The 6275-nt window shown below is 70.0% G+C and carries 7 protein-coding genes; 2 read left to right on the forward strand and 5 right to left on the reverse strand.

Annotated elements, in window-relative coordinates:
* Together ABT129_RS37815 and ABT129_RS37820 are read right to left on the reverse strand one after the other, a co-directional pair.
* A partial coding sequence (locus ABT129_RS37815) for a biotin carboxylase N-terminal domain-containing protein (protein WP_351910787.1) occupies positions 1 to 90 on the reverse strand: 90 nt, incomplete at its 3' end.
* 363 nt (positions 91 to 453) lie between these two features.
* The gene (locus tag ABT129_RS37820; RefSeq protein WP_351910775.1) at positions 454 to 1164 is read right to left on the reverse strand and encodes a response regulator transcription factor; all 711 of its coding nucleotides are present in this window, start codon (positions 1162 to 1164) and stop codon (positions 454 to 456) included.
* 626 nt (positions 1165 to 1790) lie between these two features.
* On the opposite strand from ABT129_RS37820, the gene ABT129_RS37825 reads away from it, so the two are divergent.
* Positions 1791 to 2441: a ScbR family autoregulator-binding transcription factor gene (locus tag ABT129_RS37825; RefSeq protein WP_351910777.1), complete on the forward strand. Its 651-nt coding sequence runs from the start codon at positions 1791 to 1793 to the stop codon at positions 2439 to 2441.
* 1 nt (position 2442) lies between these two features.
* Here the strand turns inward: ABT129_RS37825 and ABT129_RS37830 are convergent, their stop codons facing one another.
* From ABT129_RS37830 to ABT129_RS37840, 3 genes are read right to left on the reverse strand one after another with little or no spacing between them, the layout of a single operon-like run.
* Positions 2443 to 3207, reverse strand: coding sequence for an SDR family oxidoreductase (locus ABT129_RS37830; protein ID WP_351910779.1), 765 nt, complete (start codon positions 3205 to 3207; stop codon positions 2443 to 2445).
* A gap of 22 nt (positions 3208 to 3229) precedes the next feature.
* Positions 3230 to 4264, reverse strand: coding sequence for an NAD-dependent epimerase/dehydratase family protein (locus ABT129_RS37835; RefSeq protein ID WP_351910781.1), 1035 nt, complete (start codon positions 4262 to 4264; stop codon positions 3230 to 3232).
* A 14-nt stretch (positions 4265 to 4278) separates the two neighbouring features.
* Positions 4279 to 5229, reverse strand: coding sequence for a ScbA/BarX family gamma-butyrolactone biosynthesis protein (locus ABT129_RS37840; protein WP_351910783.1), 951 nt, complete (start codon positions 5227 to 5229; stop codon positions 4279 to 4281).
* 130 nt (positions 5230 to 5359) lie between these two features.
* On the opposite strand from ABT129_RS37840, the gene ABT129_RS37845 reads away from it, so the two are divergent.
* Positions 5360 to 6040 (forward strand): ScbR family autoregulator-binding transcription factor, encoded by a 681-nt coding sequence (locus ABT129_RS37845; RefSeq protein ID WP_351910785.1) that lies wholly within the window; start codon positions 5360 to 5362, stop codon positions 6038 to 6040.
* The last annotated feature ends 235 nt before the right edge of the window (positions 6041 to 6275 follow it).

The raw sequence follows: 6275 nt of genomic DNA on the forward strand, positions 1-6275 counted from the left end.
CACGGCCACGCTGCCGATACCCGCGTCCCGGCACGCCCGGGCCACACGGACAGCGATTTCGCCACGGTTGGCGATGAGCACCTTGCGCACGACGGTTTCAACTCCTGATCGACTCGCCTTCTCCGCGCCTCTTCCCGATTTCCCGGAAAGAGGCCCGAAGCCGGTGCACCGGACCTTCACCACAAGCTTGTTCGGATTCGGTTGGTCGTTCAAGACACATCGGTTCAGGGCTCGGTCAGAATTCACAAGCCCATGGCGCCTGTGTGGGAGAAGCGCCACGCGAATGTCAGAACCGCGTCAGACATCCCGGTGACCGGCACGACATGAAAGAGGCCCGCCCCGGCCGGCACCAGTGGTGGTGCCGGGCGGGTCGGGCCGGAGCGGTCGTGCCCCCTCGGTCAGCGTCGGCGGTGCCCGATGGGTCACGCGGGTCGGGGAGGGGTGGGGGTGGACTCAGCCGCGCCCGAGGCGGAATCCCACGCCTCGGATCGTGATCACCCAGTCGCTCGCGCCGAGTTTGTGGCGCAGGCTGCTGACGTGGGTGTCGACGGTCCGCCGGGACCAGGTGTCCCCCCACACCTGCTGCATGAGCTGTTCACGCGGGATGACCGTGTCGGGGTAGGAGGCGAGCAGGAAGAGCAGGTCGAACTCCTTGCGCGTCAGATCGACGTCCTCGCCTTCGAGGGTCACCTGCCGCGCCGCCGCGTCGATGTGGAGCGGTCCCCTGGTGACCACGCGGGAGGTCGACGGCCTGGGCCGGGCCCTGCGCATGACGGCCTCCATACGGGCCATCAGTTCACGGAAGCCGTAGGGCTTCACCAGGTAGTCGTCCGCGCCGGCCTGGAGTCCGAGGACGCGGTCGAGCTCGCTCCCCCGTCTCGTCACGGCGATCACCGGGACATCCCCGGCGCTCCTGATGCCCCGACAGACCTCCAGGCCGTCCAGGTCCGGGAGCTCCAGGTCGATCAGGACCAGGTCGCAGTCTCCGTAGGCCTGGAGGGCGGCGCCTCCGGTGTCCACCCGGCAGACCTCGTGGCCGTGCCGCCGGAGCCCCTGGACGAGTTCCTCCCCCTCCCTGCCGCAGCTCTCCACGACCAGGACCCGCCAGCCGGTGGCGGCGGCAGGGCCGCGTCTGCCGGGTGTGTCGACTCTCGCGCCCGACACGCTCGCCCTGCCGACGAGTCGTGGGGCGGGTATATGGGGCTCCTTCAGTTCTACGGACGTCAGGCTCACGGTTCCCCCTAGCACCTATTTTCCTCAGCTCCGGGCCCCTCGGGGGATTCCCGGAGTTGCGAGGTCCGTGGGGGACCCCGCACGGGAACGCTACAAACCGCTGCGCCGGTTTGTCAAAGGTCATTTCTCTATCACGCACCTCGGGGAATTCCGATACCTTCGCGCCAGAAAGTTGACATCGAGTTGACACTTCTCTGCCCGATATGGAGCCTCCCCGGCCGGTTTGCCCGCTTGTCTCCGCGCCTTAACAGCACTCTTCCGTATGCAGCAGAGGACACGAGCAGCCTTGACTACTTCTTGACAAACCGGCATCACGGTTTGTTAATGGGGGCGTCACTGCACTGGTACGGTTCGCCGACCCCGCCCCCCGTTCGCCCTTCGGGCACTGACGCGTTCCACTTCTGCCCCGGGCCGGGAATTCGCCCGCACGATACGTGCTCAAGGCCACACGAAAAGCTCGTACAATACCAAGCAGTCGGTTTAATTGTCGTCGAGCGGTACGGCGCGACGGGGCGCGAGCCCGTACCGCTGAGACGCATGGTGCTCTGGAGCCATTGGTGACCAAACAAGAGCGGGCCACACGGACCCGCGACGCGCTGATCAAGTCGGCGGCCGGCGAATTCGACCGTCACGGCTACGCCCTGGCCAAGCTGTCCGCGATCAGCTCGGGAGCGGGCGTGAGCCCCGGCGCGCTCCACTTCCACTTCGAGAACAAGGCGGCCGTCGCCGCCGCCGTCGAGTGCGCGGCCTCCACCGCACTGCGCAGGACCGCCCGGATCGTGTACCGACAACGGTCGAACGCCCTGCAGAACCTCACCGACACCGCGCACGCCGCCGCTCGACTGCTCCGCGAGGACATCGTCGTCCGCGCGGGATTCCGGCTCAGCTGCTCCAACAGCGGCCGTACGGAGCTGAATCTGCGCCAGGAGTGGCAGAGCTGCGTACAACAACGCCTCGCGGAGGCGGCCGACGAGGAACTGCTGGCCACCGGCCTGGGGAGCCGGCAGGACCTCGCCCGCACCATCGTGGCCGCCACCATCGGCCTGGAGGCCCTGTGCCGGGACAACGACGAGTGGCTGTCGCCCCGCACCGTCACCGGCCTGTGGCGGACCCTGCTGCCGATGCTGGCCCACCCGGAGGCCCTCGCCGGCCTGCAACCGGCGGGCAGCCTGTCCGACACGGGACGGGCGCACGCGCCGGTCGGCTGACTCAGAGCGCGGTACCTCCCGTGGCGTCCACGTACTGGCCGGTGATCCAGCGCGCGTCGTCGGAGACGAGGAAACCGACCACGTCCGCGATGTCGGCCGGGGTCCCGATCCGGTTGAAGACCGAGAGGGCCGCGAGGGCCGCGCTCGCCTCCGGGGTCGCCCTGCGCCACGCGTTCATGTCCGTCGCGATGTAGCCGGGGGCCACGGCGTTGACCGTGATCCCCCGGGGACCCAGCTCCTTGGCGAGGGCGAGGGTCATCGTGTCGACGGCGCCCTTGGTCATCGCGTAGGTGACGGATTCGGGGAAGGCGTGCTTCGTCACCGCCGAGGAGATGTTGACGATCCGGCCGCCGTCGCGCAGCCGGTCCAGGCCCCGCTGGACGAGGAAGAGCGGGGCCTTCACGTTGATCGCGACCAGCCGGTCGAAGACCTCGGTGGTGAGCTGGGTGATGCGGCCCGATCCACTCGCGGCGGCGTTGTTGACGAGGATGTCGAACGAGGACTCCTCGCCCCGCGCCGCGAGGCCCTCGTCCAGGGCGGCGTAGAAGGTGTCGACGGCGTCGGGCGACCCGAGCTCCGCGCGGAAGGCGAAGGCCCGGCCGCCGCGCCCCTCGATGATCTCCACCGTCTCCAGGGCGGCCTTCTCGTTGCTGCCGTAGTGGACGGCGACGAGCGCCCCGTCCCGGGCCAGCCGCTCGGCGATGCCTCTTCCGATGCCGCGGCTCGCCCCTGTGACGATCGCGGTCCTGCCGGCCAGCGCGGACATGTCGGTGGTGCCTACCTTCTGTTCAGGAACGAGCGAGGAGACCTTGGTACCACGGAGCGTGGTCGGCGAACCCCTCGGTGAAGCCCGGCCCCGGGTCGACGCCCGGCATCCGCCAGGGGCGGTCGTCGGCGAACCAGTGGTCGGTGGCGAGCATGGCCAAGTGGTGTTGTGCGAAGGGGAGTTCGGCGAGCAGCGCGCGGGCCGTGGCGAGGTCCACCACAGGGCCCCGCGGGGTGCCGGTCCGGTGGACGAGCAGCGCCTCCGCGGCCGCGAGGAGTTCCGCGACCGGGACCGGGTCGGGGTGGGCGACGTAGTACGGCCCCGCCTCGGTCGCTGGTGAGAGCGCCGCGCCGAGCAGGGCGCGCGCCAGGCCGTCCACCTCGACCAGGGAGTGCAGCGAACTCCCCCCGTCGAGTGGGCCCGGCAGGGCCGAGAGGAGCCGGACCAGGCCGGGGATCAGCTGTCGGTCACCGGGTCCGTAGACGAGATGGGGCCGCAGGACCGTGCCGCCCGCGTCCAGGACGTACCGCTCGCCCGCCGCGCGCGTGCGGCTGGTCGCGGAGCCGGGGGCGAGCGGCAGCGTGCCGGGGGCGGCGGCGCGGAAGGGGCCGCGGCCGTGGACGGAGGCGGTGCTGAGAGCGACGACGCGGGTCACTCCGGCCCGCACGGCGGCGTCGACGAGGGACCGGGTGCCCTCGTCGTTGACCGCGCGCGCCGACCGCTCGTCGCCGCCGATGGCGGAGGCGCAGTGGATCAGGACGTCGATCCCCTCGCAGGCGCGGCGCAGCGAGTCGGGGTCGCGGAGGTCGCCCAGGACGGTCTCGGGTCCGGCCTGTCCTCCCTCGCGGACGGGCGGGCGGCGGACGAGCAGCCGTACGTACGGGGGCTCCGTCGCGGAGAACAGCGGCGTCGTGGACCTCGGCGACGAGGCCGGCGCCGGGACAGGTGCCGCCGCCTCCTCCGGGGCCGGTGCCGCCGCAGTCCGCGCCGTGGCCGCCGCGGCCACCCGGCCGCCGATGAATCCGGTCGCGCCGGTGATCAGGATGCGAGGGCCCATCGTGACGATCCGGTTCAGCTCGCCAGCCGACGGTCGAGGCCGGTCGAGGCCACCGCCGGTTCGCGGGTCGGGGAGGTGAGCACGGAGACGAAGACGGGAGTGCCGTCCTGGTGCCCGGAGACCCGGACCGTGGTCGTCGAGGGGTCCGGTCCCGGCACGGTCTCGGCCTCGATCCAGCACGGGCTGTCGAGTTCGACGTAGCGCGAGAAGGAGGTGTCCAGGGCGGTCGGCAGGTAGGCCGGGTTCCCGAGCGTGATCGTCGCCGCCTGCCGGGCGGCTTCGAGCAGGACCATTCCGGGGACGTGGTCGTTGGGGCGCCGGAAGAGGGTGGGGTGGGCGGTGTTGATCCGGAGCTGCCACTGGCCGGGGCGGGTGCCGGGTCCGAGGACGACGTCCTCGGCGCGCTCCCGGCCGACGAGGTGCGGGGCGACGCCGGGTATCAGGGGTACGGGCCGGCCGAGCGCGTTCATCCGCTCGCCCCGCATCCGGCGGTAGGCGAGGGCGGAGGTGCAGCGGGCCTCGCCGCCGCCGGTGCCGAGGAGCCGGCCGTCACGGGTGAGCGCCATGGAGACGCGCAGTTCCCGGAGGCGTCCGCGCCGGGTCGTGGCGTCGGCGCAGACCACGTCGACCTCGATGTCCGAGGAGAGTCCGTCCACGGCGAGCGCGTCGGGGTCGGCGTCGTAGAAGACGTTCCACATGACGAACTGATCGTCCAGGGGTACCCCGAGTTCGGCGTGAGCCACCAGCATGGTCGTCTGGCGTATCGTCTCGGCCACCAGTACGGGGTCGTGACGGACCCCGGCCACCGGAGAGAAGAAGGGATGTGAGGCAGGCCAGCGGGCGGAAACGGAGAACCGATTCTCCTGCAGCTGCGTCCAACCCGTGGGGATGATGTCCGCGGGGTCCGCGCGGTGGACGAACTCCCCCGGGACGTGCGTCGTCACGCCTCGACGGTTCCCCTCCATATGGATCCCCCTCCCTTCCCCACACCCCAGGCGGTGAAACCCGCCAGAAGTAGAATACGTACAGCGCGGTTTTCTTTTCAATGCTTCACGTCACACGTTGAGCACAGACAGCGAGACAGCAGGAGGCGCCTTGGCGCAGCAAGCGCGTGCAATTCGAACCCGCCGGGTGATCCTCGAATCGGCCGCAGCCGTCTTCGCCGAGCGTGGATACGAGCGCACGACCATCGGCGAGATCCTGGTCCGCGCCGGGGTGACCAAGGGAGCCCTGTACTTCCACTTTGCTTCCAAGGAAGATCTCGCCCTCGGCGTTCTCGACGCCCAGCTGCTCGACGAGCCGCTCACCCCCCAGGCCATCAAGCTCCAGGAGCTGGTGGACCAGGGCTTCCTGCTCGCACACCGTCTCCAGCGTGACCCTCTCGTGCGTGCGAGCGTGGCCCTCGCCCTGGACAGCGGGGCCACGAGCGTCGACCGGGCCGCGCCGTTCCGTGCCTGGATCGACCAGGTTTCGGAGGTGCTCACGGTGGCCAAGGCGCGGGGCGAAATCCTGCTCCACGTGAATGTGACGGATACGGCGGAACTCTTCTCGGGTGCCTTCGCGGGAATTCAGACGATGTCTCAGATTCTTTGCGAACGTAATGATCTGACGCACCGTGTCGTGGTTCTGCTCCAGCACGTCCTGCCCAGCATCTGTACGCCGGCGCTGCTCCCGGGACTGGACATGAGCGAGGGCCGCGCCCACCAACTCGCCGTCGACTACGACGCGAGCCGGCTCCGGCGGGAAGAAGGAAACCTCGCAGACACTCCCGGTTAACAAAACCGACCGAACGGTCCCTTGAGCGCCCCGACACGGACCAGCGTCGGGGCGCTCTGGCGTCATGGCACTGAGTGTGTTTTGCTGAGGGTACTCAGTGCCACAAGCGTCTAGGGGAGCTCCACATCATGGGCAAGGACTTCGACCTGTATCGGCCCTCCGAGGAGCACGACATGCTCCGGGAGTCGGTCCGTGCTCTCGCGGAGGCGAAGATCGTGCCGTTCGCCGCGGCGGT

It is taken from the genome of Streptomyces sp. NPDC002057 (assembly GCF_040296665.1).
Taxonomy (GTDB): Bacteria; Actinomycetota; Actinomycetes; order Streptomycetales; family Streptomycetaceae; genus Streptomyces.

Bases quoted from the DNA above. Each gene is read 5' to 3' on its own strand.
- ABT129_RS37830 (WP_351910779.1), bottom strand. From the start codon at position 3,207: ATGTCCGCGCTGGCCGGCAGGACCGCGATCGTCACAGGGGCGAGCCGC.
- ABT129_RS37835 (WP_351910781.1), bottom strand. From the start codon at position 4,264: ATGGGCCCTCGCATCCTGATCACCGGCGCGACCGGATTCATCGGCGGC.
- ABT129_RS37840 (WP_351910783.1), bottom strand. From the start codon at position 5,229: ATGGAGGGGAACCGTCGAGGCGTGACGACGCACGTCCCGGGGGAGTTC.